19 protein-coding genes are annotated in these 23,150 nt (G+C 63.2%); 8 read left to right on the top strand and 11 right to left on the bottom strand.

Annotation, left to right across the window (positions count from 1 at the left end; all coding sequences use genetic code 11):
- Positions 1-35: 35 nt before the first annotated feature.
- Entirely contained in the window at positions 36-881 is an 846-nt protein-coding gene (locus IVA75_RS05665; RefSeq protein ID WP_247285644.1) for an ATP-binding protein, read from the top strand.
- Here the strand turns inward: IVA75_RS05665 and IVA75_RS05660 are convergent.
- The 3 genes from IVA75_RS05660 to IVA75_RS05650 all read right to left on the bottom strand — a co-directional run bounded on the left by IVA75_RS05660 (position 865) and on the right by IVA75_RS05650 (position 5,184).
- Positions 865-2,526: a tannase/feruloyl esterase family alpha/beta hydrolase gene (locus tag IVA75_RS05660; protein WP_247285642.1), complete on the bottom strand. Its 1,662-nt coding sequence runs from the start codon at positions 2,524-2,526 to the stop codon at positions 865-867. The genes IVA75_RS05665 and IVA75_RS05660 overlap by 17 nt on opposite strands.
- An 82-nt stretch (positions 2,527-2,608) precedes the next feature.
- On the bottom strand, positions 2,609-3,853 hold the full coding sequence (gene serA / locus IVA75_RS05655; RefSeq protein ID WP_247285640.1) for a phosphoglycerate dehydrogenase: 1,245 nt from the start codon (positions 3,851-3,853) through the stop codon (positions 2,609-2,611).
- Between the two features lie 98 nt (positions 3,854-3,951).
- Positions 3,952-5,184, bottom strand: coding sequence for a rhodanese-like domain-containing protein (locus tag IVA75_RS05650; protein ID WP_247285638.1), 1,233 nt, complete (start codon positions 5,182-5,184; stop codon positions 3,952-3,954).
- 188 nt (positions 5,185-5,372) lie between these two features.
- Between IVA75_RS05650 and IVA75_RS05645 the strand changes: the two genes are divergently transcribed.
- A complete protein-coding gene (locus IVA75_RS05645; RefSeq protein WP_247285637.1) occupies positions 5,373-6,041 on the top strand; it encodes a hypothetical protein in 669 nt (222 codons plus the stop codon).
- Between the two features lie 57 nt (positions 6,042-6,098).
- Here IVA75_RS05645 and IVA75_RS05640 read toward each other — a convergent pair whose 3' ends face one another.
- From IVA75_RS05640 to IVA75_RS05630, 3 genes are all read right to left on the bottom strand, one after another.
- On the bottom strand, positions 6,099-7,292 hold the full coding sequence (locus IVA75_RS05640; protein ID WP_247285636.1) for a PepSY-associated TM helix domain-containing protein: 1,194 nt from the start codon (positions 7,290-7,292) through the stop codon (positions 6,099-6,101).
- 62 nt (positions 7,293-7,354) lie between these two features.
- Complete coding sequence (locus IVA75_RS05635) at positions 7,355-9,679, bottom strand: TonB-dependent siderophore receptor (RefSeq protein WP_247285635.1); 2,325 nt, start codon at positions 9,677-9,679, stop codon at positions 7,355-7,357.
- Between the two features lie 206 nt (positions 9,680-9,885).
- Positions 9,886-10,770 carry a dihydrodipicolinate synthase family protein gene (locus IVA75_RS05630; RefSeq protein ID WP_247285634.1) on the bottom strand — a complete coding sequence of 295 codons (885 nt, stop codon included), beginning with the start codon at positions 10,768-10,770 and terminating at the stop codon, positions 9,886-9,888.
- 118 nt (positions 10,771-10,888) lie between these two features.
- On the opposite strand from IVA75_RS05630, the gene IVA75_RS05625 reads away from it, so the two are divergent.
- Together IVA75_RS05625 and IVA75_RS05620 are read left to right on the top strand one after the other, a co-directional pair.
- Positions 10,889-12,301 (top strand): FAD-binding oxidoreductase, encoded by a 1,413-nt coding sequence (locus IVA75_RS05625; RefSeq protein ID WP_247285633.1) that lies wholly within the window; start codon positions 10,889-10,891, stop codon positions 12,299-12,301.
- A gap of 8 nt (positions 12,302-12,309) precedes the next feature.
- Positions 12,310-12,975 carry a GntR family transcriptional regulator gene (locus IVA75_RS05620; protein WP_247285632.1) on the top strand — a complete coding sequence of 222 codons (666 nt, stop codon included), beginning with the start codon at positions 12,310-12,312 and terminating at the stop codon, positions 12,973-12,975.
- Between the two features lie 6 nt (positions 12,976-12,981).
- Here IVA75_RS05620 and IVA75_RS05615 read toward each other — a convergent pair whose 3' ends face one another.
- On the bottom strand, positions 12,982-13,146 hold the full coding sequence (locus tag IVA75_RS05615) for a hypothetical protein (protein ID WP_007597654.1): 165 nt from the start codon (positions 13,144-13,146) through the stop codon (positions 12,982-12,984).
- 264 nt (positions 13,147-13,410) lie between these two features.
- Between IVA75_RS05615 and IVA75_RS05610 the strand changes: the two genes are divergently transcribed.
- Entirely contained in the window at positions 13,411-15,432 is a 2,022-nt protein-coding gene (locus tag IVA75_RS05610) for a YgiQ family radical SAM protein (protein WP_247285631.1), read from the top strand.
- A gap of 505 nt (positions 15,433-15,937) precedes the next feature.
- On the opposite strand, the gene IVA75_RS05605 is transcribed toward IVA75_RS05610, so the two are convergent.
- Complete coding sequence (locus IVA75_RS05605; protein WP_247285630.1) at positions 15,938-16,426, bottom strand: hypothetical protein; 489 nt, start codon at positions 16,424-16,426, stop codon at positions 15,938-15,940.
- Positions 16,427-16,553: 127 nt separating this feature from the next.
- Positions 16,554-17,810, bottom strand: coding sequence for a serine hydrolase (locus IVA75_RS05600; RefSeq protein WP_247285628.1), 1,257 nt, complete (start codon positions 17,808-17,810; stop codon positions 16,554-16,556).
- A 467-nt stretch (positions 17,811-18,277) separates the two neighbouring features.
- Between IVA75_RS05600 and IVA75_RS05595 the strand changes: the two genes are divergently transcribed.
- Complete coding sequence (locus IVA75_RS05595; RefSeq protein ID WP_247285626.1) at positions 18,278-19,864, top strand: hypothetical protein; 1,587 nt, start codon at positions 18,278-18,280, stop codon at positions 19,862-19,864.
- Positions 19,865-20,089: 225 nt separating this feature from the next.
- On the opposite strand, the gene IVA75_RS05590 is transcribed toward IVA75_RS05595, so the two are convergent.
- Positions 20,090-20,659 carry an Ada metal-binding domain-containing protein gene (locus tag IVA75_RS05590; RefSeq protein ID WP_247285625.1) on the bottom strand — a complete coding sequence of 190 codons (570 nt, stop codon included), beginning with the start codon at positions 20,657-20,659 and terminating at the stop codon, positions 20,090-20,092.
- 131 nt (positions 20,660-20,790) lie between these two features.
- Between IVA75_RS05590 and IVA75_RS05585 the strand changes: the two genes are divergently transcribed.
- Entirely contained in the window at positions 20,791-21,210 is a 420-nt protein-coding gene (locus IVA75_RS05585; protein ID WP_247285623.1) for a nuclear transport factor 2 family protein, read from the top strand.
- A gap of 70 nt (positions 21,211-21,280) precedes the next feature.
- Here IVA75_RS05585 and IVA75_RS05580 read toward each other — a convergent pair whose 3' ends face one another.
- Entirely contained in the window at positions 21,281-21,799 is a 519-nt protein-coding gene (locus tag IVA75_RS05580) for an AAA family ATPase (RefSeq protein WP_247285621.1), read from the bottom strand.
- A gap of 363 nt (positions 21,800-22,162) precedes the next feature.
- On the opposite strand from IVA75_RS05580, the gene IVA75_RS05575 reads away from it, so the two are divergent.
- Complete coding sequence (locus IVA75_RS05575) at positions 22,163-22,861, top strand: outer membrane beta-barrel protein (protein WP_247285619.1); 699 nt, start codon at positions 22,163-22,165, stop codon at positions 22,859-22,861.
- Positions 22,862-23,150 lie beyond the last annotated feature (289 nt).

The raw sequence follows: 23,150 nt of genomic DNA, 5'->3' as shown, positions 1-23,150 counted from the left end.
TGCGCGGACCTATCGCGGCAAGATCCTGTCGCTCGATGCCGACTCCGACTATCGCGGTCGCTCGCGCGGCATCACGGTGCATCGCTTGCCGCAGGTCGCGCGACGAGGTGATCCTGCCGGAGCAGACCCTGCGGCTGCTCGATCGCAACGTTCTGACCTTCGTCAACACCCGAGACCAATTGCGCCGGCTGGGTCAATCGACACGCAAAGGCATCTTGCTGTACGGGCCGCCGGGCACTGGCAAGACCCACACGATCCGCTATCTCGCAACGCATTTGCCCGGGCATACGACGCTGATCATCATGGCCGAGCAGATCGGTCTGCTCGGCGCCTATATGAGCCTGGCACGGCTGCTCCAGCCGTCGATGGTGGTGATCGAGGATGTCGATCTCATCGCCCGCGACCGCGATGACATGGGACCGTGTGAGGAATCCATGCTGAATAAGCTGCTCAACGAGATGGACGGGCTGAAGGAAGACGCCGACATCCTGTTCGTTCTGACCACCAACCGGCCGGAGGACCTCGAGGGAGCTCTCGCGGGTCGCCCCGGCCGCATCGATCAAGCTATCAAAGTGCCGCTGCCCGACGAGACCGGCCGCGGCAAGCTGGTCCGGCTCTACGGCAGGGGACTGCCGCTCGAGGAGGCGGTGATCGCGGAGGCTGCCCGACGCAGCGAGGGCACGAGTTGCGCCTTCATCAAGGAGCTGATGCGGCGGCTGGCGCAAGGAAGCATCGCACGGGACCGCGGCAACACCGTGATCTCCGCTGATATCGACGAAGCCCTTGACGACATGCTGTTCTCCGCAGCTGCTCGGCGGCGCGCAGGCAATGGCCGCCGGGTGACGCTCCGAAGTGGCGCGCCGGCTACGGCGCGCAGGTGAAGCTCGACGCCTCCGTCACCGGACCGCTCTTGTAGTGCGGCCAGGCCGGCCAGCGGCACAGCGGCAGCGCGCGAAGCGTCGCGAACGACGGCGCTTCGACCTTCTGCTCGGCGACTTCCAAATCGCCGGGCGCCTTGCCCTTTTCGACCCAGTCGACCAGCACGCTCAGCATGTCGACATTGGCCGGCGCGCCGGAGCCGACATGATCGACCCCGGGCGCGGTGTAGAGCCGCGCGAACTCGGACGTCTCGGCCTTGCCGAGCTTGCGTTCGACGCTCTCGAAATAGCGGATGCCGGCATAGGGGCTCTGCGCGTAGTCCGCCATATGTTCGAGCATGATCAGCCGGCCGCCGCGAGCGCGGAAGCGGCTGAGATCGGGGTCGGTTGAATCCATCAGGCTGGAGACCTCGAGCAGCCGCGCCTTGTGCTGTTCGGGCTTATAGGTCGTCACGTCGAGCTTGGGATCGCGCGCGAACACATATTGGATGCCGCCGGCGCCGTAGATCCAGGCGATGCCGTTATTGGGCGCAGGCGGCTGCGCGGGAGACGCCGTGCCGAGCCACCATGCGACCCAGCCGCCGGTCGGCCCAACCGCCGGCGTGTCCTCGCCCGACACGCCCCAGCCCGGATAATCATCGAGACCATTGGCGAGGGGAAACGGGAATTTGTAGGTCGCATGCAGGGTGTCGATCGCCTTGATCTGCGCGTCGGTGAGGCACTGATCGCCCGTCTTGCCGCTCGCGCAACGCAGCGTCTCCGCCTTGAACGCCGCCTTGCAGGACACGGGATCTTGCACCAGCGCGTCGTCGGAGCCGTCGGCCTTGTCGCAAGCCGCGCGCACGGCGTCGCCGACGAGCTTCACCTGCGCCGGATTGATCCAGCCATCGCCCATGGTCACGAGACCCGAGCGGGTGCCGGCATGCTGCAGGCCGACCCAGTTGATGACGGGCACGCGGGCAAAGATGCCGTCGAAATCATCGGGATAGCGCTGTGCCATGGTGAGGCCTTCGCGGCCGCCTTCGGACGACCCCATGAAGTACATTTTCTCAGGCCTCTTGCCGTAGGCGCGCTGCATCAGCGCGACGGCGGCATCGCGTACCTTCTTGTAGGCGCGATGGGCGAAATTCTCGAAGGCTTCGTCGTTGAGCGCGAACAGCTGCGGCGGTTCGCCCGGCTTGGACTCATGACCGGAATCGGTGCCGTAGGTGACGAACCCGCGCGCGAGCGGCGACGGCTTGTCGAAGGGATAGGCCGGCGGCAGCGTCAGGCCCGTGATCAGCACGCCGTTGAATCCGCCCCCGCCATATTGCAGCGAGCGGCCGGTCCATTCGACGGGAAGATTGACCTGAAATCTGATCGGCGGCGCCTTGGGATCGGTGGGATCGATATGGCCGAGCACCTTGCAGAAGCCGGGATTGGCGGGCGTGACGCGCCCCGACGGCGTCGGGCCGCGTTCGGCGACGGCCAGTTGCGACGGCGCCAGCAACGTCGCCGAATCGATCTTCACGGCGTCAGTGCCGCCGACCATGCCCTTGCAGACGGCGTCCGCATCCTCGGCCAGCGTCACCGCTGCAGCGGAGTTCGCGCCCAGTGCAGTCACTGCGCCCACGAGCAATACACACAGCTTCGCACGCCCTTGCGCCATCGTTTCCCCCTGCACTTTCTGTTCTCGTTCGTTCCGCCAGCAGGCCGTATTCAAGGCGCCTTCCGACCGGCCGTCAATGACGCTAGTGCTCAAACACCAGCCGCGCGCCGACGGTGCCCTCGAGGCTGCGGATCTGCTGCAGCAGCGCGCCTGAATCTTGGCCGCCGAGGTCGGCGTCGAGCACGACGTAACCGAGGTCGCCGGAGGTCTCCAGATATTGCGCGGCGATATTGATGTCGCGCTGCAGGAACACTTCGTTGAGCCGGCGCAGCATGCCGGGCACGTTGCGATGGACGTGGCTGAAGCGCGCGCCGGAGGGGCGCAGATGCAGCTGCACCTCCGGAAAATTCACCGCCCCCGTGGTCGAGCCGGTGATGAAGAAGTCGACCAGCTTGCGCGCGACCTCGCCGCCGATGCGCTCCTGCGCCTCCTCAGTCGAACCGCCGATATGCGGGGTGAGGATGACATTGCCGAGGCCCTGCACCGGGCTCTTGAAGCGATCGGAGTTCGAGGACGGCTCGACCGGAAACACGTCGATGGCGGCGCCCGCGAGGTGACCGTCGCGCAGAGCTCCCGCCAGCGCATCGAGATCGACGACGGTGCCGCGGCTGTTGTTGATCAGGAGGGAGCCGGGCTTCATCGCCCGCAGCTCCTTCTCGCCGATCATCCCTGATGTCTCCGGCGTTTCCGGCACATGCAGGCTGACGACGTCGCTCTGCGCCAGCAGCTCTTCCAGCTTCTCGACCGGCTCGGTGTTACCGTGGCGGAGCTTGTCGGTGCGGTCGAAATAGATCACGCGCATGCCGATCGCCTCGGCCAGCGTCGAGAGCTGCGAGCCGATATTGCCGTAGCCGATGATGCCGAGGGTGCGGCCGCGCACCTCGCGGCTGCCGGTCGCCGACTTGTCCCAGCCGCCCTCATGGGCTGACACCGAGCGCGGGAAGATGCGCCGCAGCAGCATCACGATCTCACCGATCACGAGCTCGGCGACGCTGCGCGTGTTGGAGAACGGCGCGTTGAACACCGGAATGCCGCGCTTGCGCGCCGCCAGCAGATCGACCTGGTTGGTGCCGACGCTGAAGCAGCCGACGGCGAGAAGCTGGTCGGCCGCTTCCAGCACCTGATCGGTGATCTGGGTGCGCGAGCGGATGCCGAGCAATGACACGCCTTTGAGCGCCCGCCGCAAATCCTCGCCGTCCAGTGCCTTGGTCAGGCGCTCGACATTGGTGAAACCCGCCGTTCTGAACAGGTCCACGGCGCTGTCGTTGACGCCTTCAAGCAGCAGCGCCTGCGCGCTCCGCTCAGGGCTTTGGCCTGGGACTGACATGAAATCTCCGTGGGTCACAGCTTCGCCGCAGCTCATAGACCGCGGGGGATGCGCAGCACAATAGGGTTCGGATACGGGGAGAAGATGGCGGGCGCTCGTCAGATCACGTAAAACCCGTGCGTGCCGTCCAGACGCAATTGTTCGACCAGGCCATACTCCCAGTCGAGATAGGCCTGCATCGCACGCTCGTCGACACCGGTGCCTTCATAGGGGCGGCGGTAACGGTGGGCGGGGTCGGGCTTGGGCAGGACGTGCGGCGGACCGATTTCGAGCGTTCCGTCATAGCCACCTTCCCGCACATAGACCTCCCAGCCCATCTGCGCGAGCCAAGACGCCGTCATGTCGGCGCGGACGCCCTTGTCATCGGTCAGCGCGATGCGCGCGCCGCGCACCGGTGCGGCCATATCGGTTTCCTGGACCAGCTGTCCGCCGGGATAGTGACGAAACCCCGGGAGATGGCCGGCGGCATATTCCTCGGCGTCACGCACATCGAAGCGATAGAGCGTGCGATCGGTCTGCGCGACAAGCGCAGCCATCTCGCTCGCGTCGACATGGCGGACACCGGCGCGATAGGCGACGTCGCGCGCATTGGCCGGGCCGCCCTCGAACGGCCCGATCGCGCCACGCCGGTCGGCACCGTGGTCGAGCGTATGCCGCGCCAGCGTCCAGCCGATGGTGCCGTTGCGCAGCGCCCGGACCTTGTTCGGCACGCCGGCATTGATCAGCGATTGGGTGCCGATGATCGAGCGGGTGCGGCCGGCGCAATTCACGATGATGGTGGTGTCGACATCGGGTGCCGCCTGCCCTGCCCGCAGCACCAGCTCCGCGCCGGGCACGCTGACCGAGCCCGGGATGTTCATGGTGGCATACTCGTCGAAGCGGCGAACGTCGAGGATCGCGATGTTGGCCTTGTCCGCGATGAGTTTTGCCACCTCGTCGGCACTGAACGACGGGGTGTGCCGGCGCGATTCGACCAGCTCGCCAAACGCTTTTGAGTAGGAGTTGACGTCCTCGAAGATTTGATAGCCGGCGTCGCGCCAGGCCTTCAGCCCACCATCGAGCGCGCGGACATTGGTATAGCCGAGCGCGGCCAACCGCTCGGCGCCGGCAGTGACGAGGCCCTCGCCGTCATCAGAGAGCACGATCGCCACGTCCTTGCGCGGCAGCCGCACCTCGGCTTCGATCCCGATCCGGTCCGCGGCCATGTTGGCAGCAAACAGCGGATGTCCCGTCGCGTAACCAGCCTCGTGCCTGAGATCGAGCAGAGCGATCTCCGCGCGGAGCAGCAGTGCCCGGCGGATATCGGCGGAAGTGACGGTCGAAGGCTTCATGAGACAGGCAACCTTGGGAGACTTGAACGGGACTGGTTCTTGAATGATTGCCGGCCGGTTGGCCAGCCCGATCCGGGGGGTATGGCTCCGACCGGCGGGCGCGCCCACCGTGGTCCCCGGCTGAAAATCGTTTCGTATGCCGCGCTTGAGGGCTAAAGTTCCGAATCGTCTGGGGGGGGGGGCGCAATATGAAAGTGCCAAAATTCCTGGTGGTGTTTCTGGCGCTTCCGGGCGTCGCCATGGCCGCGCTCACCAATGCCGAACGCAAATCGCAATTCGAGCGGGCAATGGCCTCGATCATGGCCGCAGCGACGCCGGCCGTACACCCAACGCTTCGCGACACGCTGATCAAGGACTATCTCGCCTGCAAACCCAACAAGGGACAGGCCGTGGAGCTCGTCAATGCGAGCTACCTTCGGACCTGCGAACAGGACGACGCTTCGGCGACGGGAGACCGTGCACTGGAATCCTGTCAGCTTCGCTACGGCAAGCCATGCGCCCTGCTGGCGGTCAACGAGGAAATCGTCGCTGAAGGCGAGCTCGCGTCGAGAGACATGCCGCGGCTGCATTATGCAGGCAAGTACGACTTGTCGCAGATTCCAATCATCCGGCGGATCACGCGACAGCGCCCTGACGTGCAGAACTACGACAAGGCCATGGAGCCCAAGGCGATCGCGATCCATCCCTGGGGTAAGCTGTTCATCTCGGCAGGGGACCCCAGCCTTAAAGACGCCCAGACCTCCGCGCTTGCGAAATGTAACAGCGATCCCGCGCGGAACGGCCGGGATGGCGGCTGCTTCGTCTACGCCATCAACAACGACATCGTCCTCGACGAACGGCGCATGCAGGCGAAGTGATACGACGACGGCGGCTCACCCGGGCAACATCAAGCCCTGTCGAAGCAGTCCGCCCGTTCACTCGCCCGGCACGAGCTGCCCGAGCGGTGACTGGGCCGGCCGCCGCAGCTTGCGGCGCGACAGATAAAGCAAAATGCCGGTGACCACGAACAGCGGCATCAGCGCGGCCGCGATCATGAACGCAAGTTTGCCGGGCCAACCCAGAATCGCACCGCGGTGGATGTCGAGCACATTCGCAATGATCTTCTCACCGAACGTCTTGTCGGCGTAGCGTTCCGCAGAAACGAATTGGCCCGTGACGGCATCGACGCGGAATCCGTCACGGGTGGTGTCGAGGGTCGAGTCTTTCCCCCAGGAGCGGATCCGGATCGTCGTCCCCGAACCGGCCGGCAGCGTCAACAGAGCCTTGGAGAAGCGGCTGCCCTCTTCGTGCAGGAAGCCGCCCCACGCGCGATCAAAGCCGATCGGCTGTGCCGTCTCGCTGGCGCCGGCGCCACGCGACGCCTTTGCAGGCATCTTCGGCTGCATCTTCGCCGAGGCGGTCTGCGGGCGCGACAGCAACCAGACGGCACCGTCCTTGTACCAGTCGAACGAGTACCACAGCCCGGTCAGCGTCATCACCAGATAGACCGGCAGGACCCAAGTGCCGATCACCGCGTGCAGCGAGCGATGGAGGCCGCGTCCGCTGAGGCCGAGATTGGGCTTCAGCCACATCTTCGCGCTGCCTGCACGCCGCGGCCAGCGCAGCACGAGGCCCGAGATGAGCATCACGATCAAGCCGAGCGCGGCCACGCCCGTGATCTGACGCCCCCAGCCCTTGGCGTCGCCGGGAATCAACAGCCAGCGATGCAGCTTGCGCACGGTCGCGAAAAACTCTTCGCCGCGAGGTGCGCCCAACACGCGCGCGTCATAGGGATCGACATAGAGCGAGGACGGCCGCGCGCCTCGTTCGTCGCGGGCGAAGCGCACATGCACCGCGGCGGAGGGATCACTTGCTAGCGTCACGGCGGAGACCTTGCCGACATCCTGCGCCGCAGTCAGGCGCGCAACCAGTTCGTCTGGCATCAGCGCCGGTGACTGGCGCGGCGCGACCTGCATGATGCCGGCGTTGAGATGATCGACGATCTCATCCTCAAAACTCATGATCGCGCCGCTCAACGCGATCACAGCAAGCAGCAGCGCGAGCACGAGACCGGCGATGGAATGGACCTGGTGGAGGGCGGCCTTGATCGCGCGCCAGCACTCACGCATCGGCGCCGGTCCTTCTGGTCTGCACGACCGGGAATCGGCTTCCTCGCGCCACACTGTCATCGCTAGAACTTCACCGTCGCCGACAGAGATACCCGGCGTGCGTCGCCGATCGCGACGTTTAAGGCGTTCCCGGTGGTGGACGTATAATAGACCTTGTCGAACAGGTTCTTGACGTTGAACTGATAGGTCACCGGCAAATTGTCGACCTTGGTGTCGTAGGTCGCGAAGACGTCCGCGACGGTGTAGGCCGGCATGAAGAACGTGTTGGCGGCGTCGCCCGGCCGGTCACCGACGTAGTGCGCGCCACCGCCAAGCCGCAGACGTCCGGGCAACGCATCGCCGAAATCGTAGACGAGATAGAGCGAAGCCGTGTTCATGGCGGCGTTCAGGAGCTTGGCGTTACCGACAGCGGGATCATTGATCAGCCGGGCATCGGTATACCCATAACTTCCGATCAGGCTCCATTGATCGGCTAGTTTGCCGGTCACGTCCAATTCGACGCCGCGCGACCTGGCCGCGCCGGAGGCACGCGCCGCCGACTTGCCTCCGCCGATGTCATCCAGCACCAGCACATTCTTCTTCTGGATGTCGTAGACGGCCAGGGTGCCCGACAGCCGCTTGTTGAAATCGAACTTCAGACCGGTCTCCCATTGCGTTCCTTCTTCAGGCGCGATGGTGGAGTCGACGACAAAGCCGGTGGCGAACGCCGCGATGACCGATGTCGGCTTCAGCGACTTCGTATAGCTCACGTAATAGGAGAGCTGATCGTTCAGCTTGAAAATGACGCCGCCTAGCGGCAGCACCTTGTCACCCGCCAAATTGGTGTTTGTGATGAAGTTCGGCCGGCCTTTTCCGGCGAGCTGCTCGTATTCCATCCAGCGCACGCCCCCGACCACCGACAGCCAGTTGGTCAGATGGAATGTGTCCTGGGCGAAGAAACCGCGGGTGCCGAGCTTGTCCGTCTGCTCGCTGTCCACTGGCGAAACGGTCGTGCCCGGCACGACCAGCCCGTAGACCGGGTTGTAGAAATTGAAGCTCGCCGTCGCCTGCCGAATCAAATCGTGGCGGTCGATTGTGCGATAGAGCGCCTCGCCTCCGAACAAGATCTCGTTTCGGAAACCGCCGACCCAGACGTCACCCTGCAGATAGGAGGTGCCGTAGCTGGCGTTGCTCAGCGAGCTACGCGTGCCGTCGTTGCTGCGGGTCTCGACGCCAGTCGTCACGTTGACGCCGGTGATGCGAAGTTGGTTGGCACTGAACGTCTCGGTGTTGTAGCTGTAGGCCGCCGTGACCTTCCAATTGTCGTCGAGCTTCTGCTCGACCGAGGCCTGCACCAGGTCGGAGATGCCCCACATGTTGTTGAAGGGCTCGTCGAGCCGGCGCGTCTTCGGGATCGCCAGCGGAGCGCCCTTGACGAAGGCAGTGCCGCGGTCGAATGGGTAGATGAATTCGCGGTGCTCATAGGTGAGCTGGACCGTCGTGGTGTCGCCGTACCAGGCCAGCGACGGGTTCACCAGCATTTCCCTGTGGCGGCCGAAATTGCGCCAATAGTCCTCGCTGACGCCGTAACCGACGAACCGATAGGCAAGGCCTTGGTCGCCGATCGGACCGGTGATGTCGAGCGTGCCGTCGGCGCCGTTGCGATTGTTTGCGAATGTCGAGCCGAGCAGCGTGACCGAACCGTGCTGGTAGAGCTCCGGACGCTTGCTGATGGTGTTGACGATGCCCCCGGGGTCCATGATGCCGTAGAGCAGCGAAGCCGGCCCCTTCAGCACCTCAACGCTTTCGACCGCGGCGTTCAGGCTGCGCCCCTGCACCAGCGGCATGCCGTTGCGCATGATCGAGCCGTCGCGGTTGTCGCCGAAGCCACGGCGGATCACGGCATCCTGGGTGCCGGCGAGCGTGTTGGTCTGGGTGATCCCGCTGATGTTGACCAACGCGTCGTCGATATTGCGCGGGAGCTGGTCCTTCAGCACCTGCGCGGGCACGACATTGACGGCCTGCGACGTATCGAGCGGCGAAGCGCCGCTGCGCAGCGTCGTCGCACTCGGCATCGCGCGGTAGCCGAGCTTTGCGGCTTGTTGCGCGGCGGCATCAGCCGCGGCGCGTTCCGATGGCGTCGGCGCTGCGGGTGTCGCGGCGGCGTTGCGTTGGCGCGCGGCGGTCTGAGCGCGGCGTGGGGACTGCTCCGATGCGCATGCCGTTTTCGGCCGCGGCGCCGGCGCTTCCACCGTCACCGGCGGCAGCGCCGATTGGGCCTGCGCGCTCGTCGCGCTGGAGAGAAATTCGGCGAGCAGCACGGCCGCTCCGATGAGAAGAGCCGCGCGGCTGTCGCCGGCAGGCGTTCGACGGCCGCTGACGCGCTGGCCGTCCAGATAGACACGCACTTTCGATTCACTTCCAGGTCAGACGCAGAAGCTGGCGCGTCTAACAGCCGCTGTGCGTGAAGAGAACCGCAAGCCGACTTGAATCGCTCTAGTGTTGAATGGTTCTAGGCTCTAGTCGCGCTATTCGGCAATCCTCGATTGATTGCGCAGCGGTCGCGACACGCAGCGCGCGAATTCGCGGCAACTTGTCACGGTTTTGCGCGTTCTCACGCGATAGCGGGAGCCGTCAGCTCGTCGAGCTTCCGCTTGAGCGCGGTGCCGTCGGACAACGCCCGGAGCGGCGGCCGCACGCGCAGCCAGCTCGCATCGCCCGTCTCTGCCGCGAGGATGGCTTTCAGCGTCGTGAGGAAGGATGGCGATTTCACCACGATGTCCACGGCAGCCTGCATGCGTGCTTCGACATCCTTGCCGTCGATCATTGCCTTGACCAGCTCCGGCGCGATGTTGGCCATGCCGCAGATGGTGCCGGCACCGCCGGCGGCGATCGCGCGGGCGATGTCAACCTCGTTGCCGACGGTGATGGCGAGCTCGGGAGCGGCGGCACGGAACGCCTGGAACTGCTTGAAGTCGCCGCTGGAGTCTTTCAGGCCCGCAACGACCTTGCCGTAGCGCTTGCGCAAATTCGCGGCGACGCCGGTCGGGATCGCCACACCCGAGATCTGCGGGATATGATAGAGGTAGGCACGCAGGCGATCGTCGGCGAGGCGGTCGAGGATCGCGGCAAACGCATTCTCGACGCCTTCAGGGGTGACGCTGCGATCGAAGTAAGGCGGCAGATACAGCACGTGACGCAGGCCGAGACCGAGCACGGCGCGCGTCAGAGCGATGCTGTCGCTGATCGCGGGGAAGCCCCCGCCGATTCCAATGCGGTCCGGCGCGACGCCGGCCTTGAGCACGGCTTCGATGGTCGCGACCCGTTCGGCGACATTGAACGAGGTGCCCTCGCCGGTGGTGCCGAACAGCACGACACCGTCGACGCCCTTGGCGAAGAGTTGCTTGGCGTGGGCGGCGAGCTTTGCGGAGTCCACGCTGCCGTCCGTTGCCAGCGGCGTCGCCGACGCCACCCAGAACCCGCGAATTGCCTCGGTCATCACACTAGCCTTGTTTTTGCTTTACTTTCCATCTTGTACCTTACATACAACAAACGCGCAAACCCTTTCCGTCGTCATGGCGGACATAACACGCAGCCAGATTCCGAGGAGGTCTCGCATGAACATGGTGACCCCCATCCAGCGGCCCGACCAACTGTTCGGCGCCCTGCGCGACAGGCTCGGCGCGGCTGCTGTGCTTGTCGGCACCGACGTGCCCGCGCGCAATTGCAACGACTGGAGCGCGAGCCTGCCGCAAACGCCGCTAGCGGTGATCCGCCCGGTCGACGCCCAAGGCGTGGCCGACGCGATTCTGACCTGCCGGCAGGCGCATCTGCCGTTCGTGCCGCAGGGCGGATTGACCGGGCTGTGCCGCGGCGCATCGCCTGAAGCAGGCTGGGTCGCGATCTCGCTGGAGCGCATGAGCGGCATCGAGGAGATCGATCATGCCTCGATGACGATGACGGTGAAAGCAGGCACGCCGCTTCAGACGATCCAGAAGGCGGCCGACGAGGCCGGGTTCTTCTTTCCGCTCGACCTCGGCTCGCGCGGCTCCTGCGCGATCGGCGGCAATCTCTCGACCAATGCCGGCGGCAACCGCGTGATCCGCTACGGCATGACGCGCGAGCTGGTGCTCGGGCTCGAAGTCGTGCTGCCCGACGGCACCATCATCACCAGCCTCAACAAGCTGATGAAGAACAATGCCGGCTATGACCTGAAGCATCTGTTCATCGGCTCGGAAGGCACGCTCGGCATCATCACCCGCGTGGTGCTGCGGCTATTTCCAAAACCGCGCTCGACCATGGCCGCGCTCTGCGCGCTCGAGGACTATGCCGCGGTGATCGCGCTGCTCGGCGCCGCGCGAAGCGGGCTCGGCCCGCTGCTGTCGGCATTCGAGGTGATGTGGCCGGACTATTGGGACGTGATCACGAATCGCGCCGGCGTCAAGCCGCCGGTCGCGGCAGGCCACGGCCTCTACGTGCTGGTCGAAGCGCAGGGCACCGACGAGAGCCTCGACGCGCCGCGCTTCCAAAGCTGGCTCGAAGAGCTGATGGAGCGCGGGTTGCTCGCCGACGCCGCCGTGGCGCAATCGCTGACGCAGACGCAAAGCTTCTGGCGCGTGCGCGACATCTGTGCCGAGTTCGGCCAGGTGCTGGGGCCGCACATCTCCTACGACATCGGCCTCGCCGTGGCGCGGATGGACGAGTTCGCGACGCGCTGCAAGGCGGCGCTCGCAAAGGGCATCGAGGGATGCGAGAGCGTCTATTACGGCCATATCGGCGACGGCAATCTGCATCTCGTGTCCTGGGTGACCGGCCTTGCCGTCGAGCAGCAGCCGAAGGAAGCGATGGACGCGATCATCTACGGTCTCGTGCGTGAGATGGGCGGCAGCGTCTCCGCCGAGCACGGCATCGGCACGCTGAAGAAGAAGTGGCTGGGTCATGCCCGCAGTGAGGTCGAGATCGCGCTGATGCGGACGCTGAAGGCCGCGCTCGATCCCGATCATCTGCTCAACCCAGGCAAGGTGATCTGAGAGAGCCGATGCGATCGCTGAAGCTCGATGCACCGAAATCGCTGTCGCAACGGGTCGTGCAGCGGCTGCGCCAGGCCATCATCGACGGCGAGTTCGCGCTGGGTGCAACCATCTCGGAGGAGATGGTGGCAAATTCCTTCGGCGTCAGCCGCACCCCGGTGCGCGAGGCGATGGGTCAGTTGCAGGCGCAGGGCCTCGTGGTGATCCGCCCGCAGGTCGGCAGTTTTGTCTTTACGCCAAGCGCCGAAGACATCACCGCGCTCTGCACGTTCCGAATCGCGCTGGAGCCCAAGGCAGCCGAGCTCGCCTTCCACCATGATCGCGCCGGTGCGATCGCGACGATGAGCGAGGCGATCGCGGCGATGGAGCCGGCGATCGCAGCCAGGGACAATATCGCCTACGGGCGCGCCGATGCCGCTTTTCACGAGGCGCTGTTCGCCCATTGCGGCAACCGCTATCTCGCCGAATCCTATCAGCTCGCATCCAGCCGCGTCGCAGCACTGCGCACCAATTTGACTTCGCCGATCGACGTGCGCACACGCACGTCCTTCGACGAGCATCGCAAGCTGCTCGATCTGTTCGCCCGCGGCGAGTTCGCCGCCTTCGCGACGCTGATGACCACGCACGTCACCAATTCGGGCGTGGTCTACGCAAAAGCGCTGCAGGTGGATTGAGCGCTGCTACCGCGCGCCTTTCGTGCCGGGCCTGTCCAGAAAATCCAGCGCGGTGTTGATCTGCTCGAGCTGGTGTTCGATTTTGTCGCGGTCCTCGACCGTGGGCGCCTTCTCGAGCTGCTCAACCAGCTTCTGCTTTCGAAGCAGCAAGTTCTCTATGACTGTACTCACGGCTCCCCCATCCGCCAGAGGCGAACATCGAGGCGATACTAAACCCCGGGCGCGAGCGCGCGCCAGCCGGGCCGGCGCAAACCCTGCATCAGAATGTTCGCGAGGGCAGTTGGTTCCTGCGCATGACCCGAGAAGGTGCACACCTGATGGCGGCGCTCGCGAACGGTTAACGCGGTCGCACGCCCGGGCTGCCGGCCACGGAACCGCATCTTTCACGCGCCTGTCGGTTGTATTCGCCGTCTCGGAGTCCTATGCGTAGGCGCCATGGACATCCAGATCATCGCCGCCGAAAAGCCCCTGATGGCGCAGGCACGCCCGCACAAGCCGGCGCCATTCCTCCCGATGAGCCGCGCCGAGATGGATGCGCTCGGCTGGGACGCCTGCGACATCGTGCTGGTGACGGGCGATGCCTATGTCGACCATCCCAGCTTCGGCATGGCCATCATCGGCCGCCTGCTGGAGGCACAGGGTTTTCGCGTCGGCATCATCTCGCAGCCGGACTGGCATTCGGCCGAGCCGTTCAAAGCGTTGGGCAAGCCAAAGGTGTTCTTCGGTGTCACCGGCGGCAACATGGATTCGATGGTGAACCGCTACACCGCGGACCGCCGCCTGCGCCATGACGATGCCTATACCGCGGGCGGCGAAGGCGGCAAGCGGCCGGACCGCTGCACCGTCGTCTACGCGCAGCGTTGCCGCGAGGCGTTCAAGGGCGTCCCGGTCGTGCTCGGCGGCATCGAGGCCTCGCTGCGCCGGATCGCGCATTACGATTACTGGTCCGACAAGGTGCGCCGTTCGGTGCTGGCCGACGCCAAGGCGGACCTGCTGCTCTACGGCAATGCCGAGCGCGCCGTCGTCGAAGTGGCGAACCGTCTTGCCGCCGGCGAAGCGCCGCGCGAGCTCGACGACATCAGGGGCGTCGCGCTGTTCCGCCGGGTCCCTGAGGACTACGTCGAGCTGCACGCCGACGATATCGACTCCGCCGACGAGGGCGCTTCGCGGACGAAAGGCCTGACCGTGATCCGGCTGCCGGCTTTGGAGCAGGTCGAGCAGGACAAGGAGGCCTATGCCCGCGCGTCACGCGTGCTGCACCGGGAGAGCAATCCCGGCAATGCGCGGCCGCTGGTGCAGCGCCACGGCGATCGCGATCTCTGGCTCAACCCGCCGCCGATCCCGCTGACCAGCGAGGAGATGGACGCAGTCTACGATCTTCCCTACGCGCGCGCCCCGCATCCGTCCTATGGCGAAGCCAAAATCCCCGCCTGGGACATGATCAAATTCTCGGTGACGATCATGCGCGGCTGTTTCGGCGGCTGCACCTTCTGCTCGATCACCGAGCACGAGGGCCGCATCATTCAGAACCGCTCCGAGGGCTCGATCCTGCGCGAGATCGAGAAGATCCGCGACAAGACGCCCGGCTTCACCGGCGTGATCTCCGACATCGGCGGTCCCACCGCCAACATGTACCGGATGGCATGCAAGGACCCGAAGGTCGAGGCGGCGTGCCGGCGGCCGTCCTGCGTCTTCCCCGAGATCTGCCCGAACCTCAACACCTCGCATGACGATCTGATCCGGCTCTATCGCAAGGTGCGCGAGACCAAGGGCATCAAGAAGGTGATGGTGGCTTCCGGCGTGCGCTACGACCTCGCGGTCGAAAGCCCCGAATACATCAAGGAGCTCGTCACCCATCACGTCGGCGGCTATCTGAAGATCGCGCCGGAGCATACCGAGCGCGGGCCGCTCGACAAGATGATGAAGCCCGGCATCGGCGCCTACAACCAGTTCAAGCGCATGTTCGATGCCGCGGCCGAACAGGCCGGCAAGAAATATTATCTGATCCCGTATTTCATCGCGGCGCATCCGGGCACGACCGACGAGGACATGATGAACCTCGCGCTGTGGCTGAAGAAGAACCGCTACCGCGCGGATCAAGTGCAGACCTTCCTGCCCTCGCCGATGGCGACCGCAACGGCGATGTACCACACCGGCGTCAACCCGCTGCGCGGCGTGCGGCGCGGCGGCAGCGACAAGGTCGAGGCCATCAAGGGCCTGCGGCAGCGCCGCCTGCACAAGGCCTTCCTGCGCTACCACGATCCCGACAACTGGCCGGTGCTGCGTGAAGCCCTGAAAGAGATGGGCCGCGCCGACCTGATCGGCTCGCGCCCCGACCAGCTGGTCCCCGCGCACCAGCCGCCCGGCACCGGCAAGGCCGCCGGCACGCGGCGACCGGTTCGTCCAGACGGCAAGACCCAGCGGTTCACGACCAAGAATCTGCGGGTGATGAAGTAGCGGGCGAGCCGGGCCAGGTCCGGTTCATCCTCGCACTGTCGTGCTCTCAAAACAAAAACCTCGAAAACAACCCCATGCACAGTAGCCGGCATGTGCGGGATCAATGACTTAGGTGCTTTGCGAATCCGTTGAATCCGGCGGGCGAGATAACAAAAAAACGAAAATTAGGTTTTGGCGAAATATTGACTCGTCGGGCAAAACAGGCGCACGATGCCATTGTCGCGGCACGCGTGACAGGGCGAGCCCCAACCGCTACTCCGTATCGATATCCTCGAGCTTCACACCACCTCGCGCGCAGGCTCGAAACAATCGTCCTCAGACTTGAATCCATTCAACACAGCAGACTCGGTGCGCGCCCGGATGCGCTGGGGAGCGTAGTCGTAAACGCGCTAGCTCGCGGGGTAGCCGGTGTCCGCTCTGTCCGCGAAACCGGACATGGCCAGTCCGGCTTTGTGAGTCAGCTTCGGGCCAGCAGCCGAAGTGCTGGCTCTGCGTTGCTGCTGACCTAGTTTACTTTCTCATCGGACCTAGAAGGTCCCCAAGCATATGCCTCTTCGGGGCTGCTAAACGCTCGTATGATGGGTTCGGAGAAGCCAAGCACCTCGTAGCAGTAGTCGCCTCCGACAAAGGAGAAGTGCCGCGGCTTCCGACCGACCGGATCGGTCGCAGCGTAGGCTTTCAGCAATGCCGAGTTCTCAGCTTCTTTAATGTAGACTCCGCCGTCGGAGCGGCCAGTTGTTTTGTCCCCGTGATCGGCGACCGAATAGATCATTTCTTCGATGCCCGAATAGATCTCGCAGGACATTTCGATGCCGTAAGCGCGAAGGCCGGGGTTCGGTGCCACCACGATGAGATAGAGAACGCCGCGCCAAAGGCCTTGATCGAAAACAAAAGGTGGGCGTTCGATGCCATCGATTATCGAAGGGTAGGGCCGCCATTTGATAGTGGAATCAGGAAACAATTGGAGTCCTTTTCGATTTGAAAGTTGCGTCATTGCCGACAACAAGGCGCTGGGTCAAGATTGTCGCAATGGCCAGAAGCAGACCTCGCAGCTCATTGGGCTCTCTATTCCGACGTCGAGGGCGGAGTGGACCTCTCTTCCCCTGGGAGAAAAGGTGGCGTCACCCGAACTGCGCGACCACGGCCGACCACAGACGCCAGATTTCGGGGGATTTTTCATCGACGGCGGTCTGCACCATGACCAGCTTCGAGGGCGGATCAACGAGGATGCGCTGCCCGAGGTGCCCCAAGAGCGCGAATTGCCGTCTGCTGCCGGGAAACAGGTAGACCTGATAGCCGTACCCGAACCCTCCCTCGGCTTTTGCCAGATACGTCTCGGACGCAAGCACCGTGGTCGCATCAATCATCCACTGTGCCGGTATTATCTGTTTGCCTTCCCACGCTCCGTTGTGGGCCAGCAGACGGGCGAGCCGCGCGTAATCGCGCAGTACCGCATTGAAGAACCCGTGCGCTACCTCACGGCCATCCGCATCAATCAGCCATTTGGCATCCGCTTCCGTGCCGATCGGCTGCCAAACTTTTTCCTGGAGATAGCCGCACATTGATTGACCGGTCGCGTAATGCAGCACGAGACCAAGCACGTCCGTCTCGATACTGGCGTAATGGAATCGCGTCCCCGGCGGCGCGATCCGGTGGTTGAATTGCGCGATGCTGGCAACGGTGCCTTTTTGAGAAAACCAGTGTTTGCGCACCATGTCGCCCCACAGGCGATCGAGGTCGTCTCCGCTGCCTTTCGCTTCATCGTTCTCTTCACCGAACTTCACGCCGGACGACATGTGCAGCAGCGCGCGGATCGGCGTTGCACCGTATTCCGTGCCCTTCAAACCGGGAACATAGGTCTCCGCAGCGTCGTCGATCGACTTGATCGCGCCTTCCGCGGTCGCGATCCCTACCAGCATGCCAGTGATAGATTTTGCCATCGACTGCGATATCAGCCGGTCTCGATCGGTGCGGCCGTACTGATAGCACTCAACCAGAATCCGGTCGTCCTTAGCGATCAACAGGCCCGTCACCGGATTGCGCGACAGATAATCCGCAAGCGAAGCGCGGTTTCCCTTGTACTGGTAGCTGACATCCGCCGGCGTTCGCTTGAATGGCCAGGATGTGGCCGCGCGATCGACGTGGCGTGTCGGGAATATCTCATCGTAATGACTGAATGCGCCGACGCGGTATTTTGGCGAGGCCGGATTGCCGGGCTGGAAGATCCTCCACCGGTCCTTGATCGGGTAGTTCTCGGCCGCGCCGTAAAGTTCGGCGTCCGGGCCATCGGCGAAAAAGGACGGACCACCACCGATTTCGGCAGCCCAACTCCATTTCGCCGGCGCCGCAACGCAGGTTGCCGCAAGTCCGGTCAGCATAGAGCGTCGCGAGAGTGCATTCCCGGCGCTGGTATCGGACTTTAAAGGCCTTCTCATTGCTCATTGTTCCAAGCTACCGCTGCGCCGCTTGCAAGAGTGATAAAATCGCGCCTTCGCAAACCTGGCCCATCCGACCTTGAAATCGCTGGAGAGGGGCCAACTGCTCCTCACCGCGAATGCTACGGCGCGTAACATTGAGCCAAGCAGCGTGCTGTGTCAATGGCCTACAGCTTTTGAGCGAGGTCCGCTTTGGGCCCAACAGCGGAAATGGCGTTGTCAATCACCCCCACATGTTCGCTCCGCCCTTGTCCAATTGTGCTTCAATGAGCTGGCTCGCCGCACGTCGTTGCGCAGTGCGGCGGCCACCCGGCGGAATCCTGAGAATTTGAACTCTGCTGCAGAAAACATTATCCATATATGCGGCGGAGGATTGTGCGCTTTAACCCCCGCCGAAGGTGCTCGTAACAATGAAACGCAGCATACGATCAGTGTCATCGCTATCGTCTTTTGCCGCTGCCGTCCTGGGCCTCATCTCAGCAATGGCACCACAGATCGGCAGCGCGGCCGAGCCTCCGCCCGGTTTTAACGCCGTCGTGCAGATCGGTCCCGAGGGCACCTCCGCGATCATGATTGCCCCTGACCGAAAATGGTTTCTCACGGGAACCCAGCGCGAGGTCACTGTCCGCGACATGAACACCGGAAACATATTCCGCAATCTGGTAGCCAGCGAGGGCACCCGGTTTACGCGCATGGCCATTTCGGGTGACGGGCGTGTCGTTTTTACACGGGTTGCGCGGGACACCGATGAGGTGGAGACCGCCGCGTGGTCCCCAGAAACTGGCCTGCGGATCGAGAATGCGGGGATGCTTGTCCCATCTCTTGAGGCGAACAACTGGACCTGGATCGAGCACAAATGGCCCTCTTCTTGGTCGCGCGATCCGGACGGGCCAATCGATCTGGCAACCGAGAAACAATATCTCGTCGATCAGAAATTGGCTTCTCTGATCGATCTAGAGAAAGTCGCAAGCGTCGAATCAACCGATCGGCAAGACTTCATTCAAGTGACGACCGCAGACGAGAGGCAGGATGGTTTTGACCCATTTGACTATAACGCCGAACCAGGCTGGTCCTACCATGTGTATTTCATCGACGTGATTAGGAAGGAGATCGTCGCCGACGTTTCCGGAAAGACGCTACGCACCTTCTGCGGTCGGCCGCATGGTGCTTTCGCATTCGACGGACAACATCTCTTGCTTGCGCCAACTGAACTTGATGCCAGCAGTTCGAACGTAAATGCGTTGCTAGTTGATGTCAGCGCAGCGCCGCCGGCGCTCAACTGGAGCTGGCCCTGTCAGGACACCCAGGTTTCGGGCATTGGGTTTTCTCGCGGGCTGATCATCGTTCGAGCAACGCCAGATCAGGTTACGATATGGGACCCGGCGACAGCACGCCGCGTTATCCATCTCGAGGATATATACGACAGCGACGTCCTCGCCTGGTCCAATGACCTCACGACATTCGCAGTCGGATTTCATGAACAGCGGACTATGAAGGAGGGGCACAGATACGGGGTCGCGGTCGTCCGATCGGCCAAGAAGCTGTTCTTCCGGACGGATGCGGAGGTTCTTGAGATTCGCCTCGGCGAAGACGGAAGCAAGCTCTTTGCACGAACGAACGCTGGTTGGTCGGCCTGGGACGCAGCGAGCAGCACCATGCTGTCCTCTTTTGTCCTTCCTCCCGCTCCCGATGAAACCATCCTAGGACGTCAATCGAACGAATCTCCAAGCGGCAAGGGCGAGGTCGTTCAGTCAGCTTACGGATTCGACCCATGTGCGGATTTGCGCTCGACTTCGAACATGTCGATCAAGCTATGCGACGTAGCCTCGGGGCGATCGCTGTGGCTGGCAACCGCCAGCGATGGCGCAGCAGGTCGAGAGTTTCTGATCGTGCAATTTGCGGATGGCCGAGTGCTTGTGTCGGAAGGGGCGGAAGACCTAGTCAAGTTTGTTAACGCGTTCGATGTGCGTCCATTCACGGATCAACGAGGTCGCTAGTCTCTCGCAGAAGCGTGGTCTGATGTAGATCCGGAGCAATACGAAACCGAACGATAAGGTGTAAAGGCGTCGTCCGATCTTCCCAGCGACGTCCGCTCAGGGTCAAAGGCTGCCTCGGCCGCTCGCATGATGCCGGTCGGCTCACCTCCCGAAGGCCGACTTCACAGCCCTCGGAGCGAAGGCCCGCCACGGGCCAACAGCGGACCAACGTTGGGATGCCCGATCTCAGGCGAATACTCTGCGGCGGTGGCGAATGCTGGAGGGCGCGCGCCCATAGAGTTCGCGAAAGACGGCGTTGAATCGGCGAACGCTGCCGAAGCCAGCTCGGTAGGCGATCTGGGCCAATGGTTCAGTCGTCTCGTCAAGTAGGCGCTTCGCTCGCTGTACACGCCTGGTCTTTGCGACCTGTTGGGGGCTGGCGCCGACGTACCGCTCGAACAGACGCGCAAGGTGGCGCGAGCTTACCCCGAGCCGATGGGCCAGTGCGGCAACCGAACCGCCATCCAACGCGCCACCATCGATCAATTTCAGGGCCCGCGCGACTGTCGAACGCGTGCCATTCCAGGCAGCACAGAAGGGAGCGGTCTCCGGACGGCAACGCAGGCAAGGCCGGTATCCCGCAGCCTCGGCGGCCGCCGCAGTTTGATAGTAGGCCACGTTACAGGTCAACGGCTGCTTCACAGGGCAAACTGGGCGGCAGTAGATCCCCGTGGTCTTCACTGCCGTGTAGAAACGGCCGTCATAGCGCGGATCGCGCTGCAAGCGCGCGGTGTTGCATACCTCAAAACTGAGCATGAGTCATCTTACCGCAGGGGGTGGCCAGAATAACAGTCCTGAGATGATCAGGTCCGATTCCGGCCAGCGATATCGGTGCGCCCTTCTTATAGAGAAGGTCCAGATTCGCTGAGCACTCGGAGAAGCAAAAAATGGACAGCACGAATCCTAAAGAGGTCGTGATCAATGCCTGGAAGACTTTTAAAACCCGGGATGCGAGGCTAATCGCCGAGCTGTTTACTCCCGATGCCGAATGGATCGCACCGGCCGGAAATGCCACGGCGGTCGCTCTCAAGCACACCGACCACATGATTGGACCGGACCAAATCGCACACTTTATTGCCTCGGAAATGCATCATCTGTTCTCGAACGTCGACATCTCGTTTCGGGGCATTCATGCCGATGGTGATACTGTGATCGTCGAGGAGCGGATGCGAGCCACTCTTCCTGGAGGCAAGCCCTACGAGAATGACTATTGCTTCGCTTTTGTCCTTTCGGGCGAGCGGATCAAACTGGTTCGCGAATACATGGACACCCGAAAGGGCTGGCAGATGATTTTCGAGCCACTTTAAAGGCCGCTCCGGGTCACAAGCGGACCTGCACCGGCTGCTCGCGGCAGGTCAGCTGTGGGCCAAGAGGAGACTAACCAGTCTGGGCGCGAACATACGTCTCCGCTTCTTCGAGCAGGTGATCGAGCGAGCTAACGGCCGTATCGAGCACCAGGTGTTCTCGATCCCACGGTTCATAGTCTCGGCTCACTACCTCAGCCCACGTTGGCTGCTTGAGGCCGCTGATGTCTGAGGTGCGTGTTTCCACTCGTTGTCGATGCAAGATCAGGTCGCTGCAAACCACTTCAATCTCAACGACGCATGCCGACTTCTGAGCGGCGACCTGTCGCCATCCGACGCGGCTTGCCAGGACTGGATTAGCGCAGTCTACGACAACGACACGACCAAGCTCGAGATTTTCAGCCGCGAGTGCGGTGGCTACCACATAGCCCATGGCGCCGACCGTATGACCTGCGGTCCGTAGCGTCTGCTCAACGGCATCGATACGAAGGTACGTGGCCGCGAGACGTCTGGTCAGCTCCCGAGAAAGCGTTGTCTTGCCCGTGCCGGGAAGGCCGCCAAAGACTATCAGCACAGGTGGACGGCTTGTCATGCGACATCATCGGCCGGCATCCGGAACTCCGCAATGATCACCGGCGGTCCTCCACCGGCTGCGTGCGGCAGGTCAGCTAGCGGACAAGATGCGACATCCCCGGTCGATGAGCTTCCAGTATGAACGGCAAAAAGTTCTGAATCATGCCAGAGCTTTGGAATGCACAATGATAAATCCTTCGCGATGGCGGAACCGCGGAACTCGTAGCTCAGACGCCCGGTTCCGGGTCAACACGGTTCCTTAATTAACAAATGACCAGAGCGTTCCACACGTAGATCGGCGACGTGTGTCTGGCGCGCTACAGCAAATTCGGTGAGTTGAGTTAGCGTTTGGCACACATTCTTTAAACCTGAGAGACTCGAAATGAAAAAGTTCCTTCTCGCTACTGTCGCTTTCGCCGCCCTAGCGGGTACAGCATCGGCAGCTGATATGGCCGCGCGTCCTTACACCAAAGCCCCACCGATGGCGGCCTCGCCGATTTACAACTGGACCGGCTTTTACATCGGCGGTCACGTCGGCGGCGCATTCGGCGGCAGCAACAACATTCTGGCCCCCGGCTTCACCGGCACCAGCAGCAACGATGGTGTGTTCATGGGCGGCGCGCAGGTCGGTTACGACCATCAGTTCTCGCCGAACTGGGTGCTGGGCATTGAAGCGAACTACAGCTTCCTCGACACCAACAACAATCCCTTCGTCAACCGTGGGCTCGGTTCGGTCACCGGTCGCCTCGGCTACACCTGGGGTCCGGCGCTGCTGTACGTCAAAGGCGGTTACGCCTGGGCTGACTCCCGCCTTACGAACGGTTTCGGCGGCGGCACCTTCACCAACAACGGCGGTGGTCGCGACGGCTACACCGTGGGCGGTGGTCTCGAATACATGTTCGCCCAGAACTGGTCGGGCAAGGTCGAATACCAGTACTACGATTTCGGCACGCGGAACGCTCTCTTCACCAGCGCCGGCGGTGTTGTTACCGCCGTCGGCTTCCGCAATGACGAGCACACCATCAAGGCCGGCCTGAACTACCGGTTCAATTGGGGCGCCGCGTCGGCTTCTCGTTACTGACGGCTTACGTAATATACTTAAAGGGCCAGCCATACGGGCTGGCCCTTTCTCCTAAGACGGAATGGCTGGCGCGAGTTGGCGGCTTGCGTTTTTGCGAAGCTCTCCAGAAACTACTTGATGTCAGCTACGGGGCAACAGCGGTCCGCGGCCGGCTGCGCGCGGCAAGTCAGCGGTGGGCCCATGTGTGGACGGCTCCGGGTTGGCAAGGAGAATCTTCACTTGCGGCGTTGGTCGGAGCAGCCATGTGTTCGGCCTTCTTGTGCGGTACTCATGACCGCTGGCCATAATG

The organism is Bradyrhizobium sp. 134 (assembly GCF_023074155.1).
Classification (GTDB): Bacteria; Pseudomonadota; Alphaproteobacteria; order Rhizobiales; family Xanthobacteraceae; genus Bradyrhizobium.
Note: the sequence above shows the minus strand (reverse complement) of the source record. Positions and strands in the feature narration are given on the sequence as shown.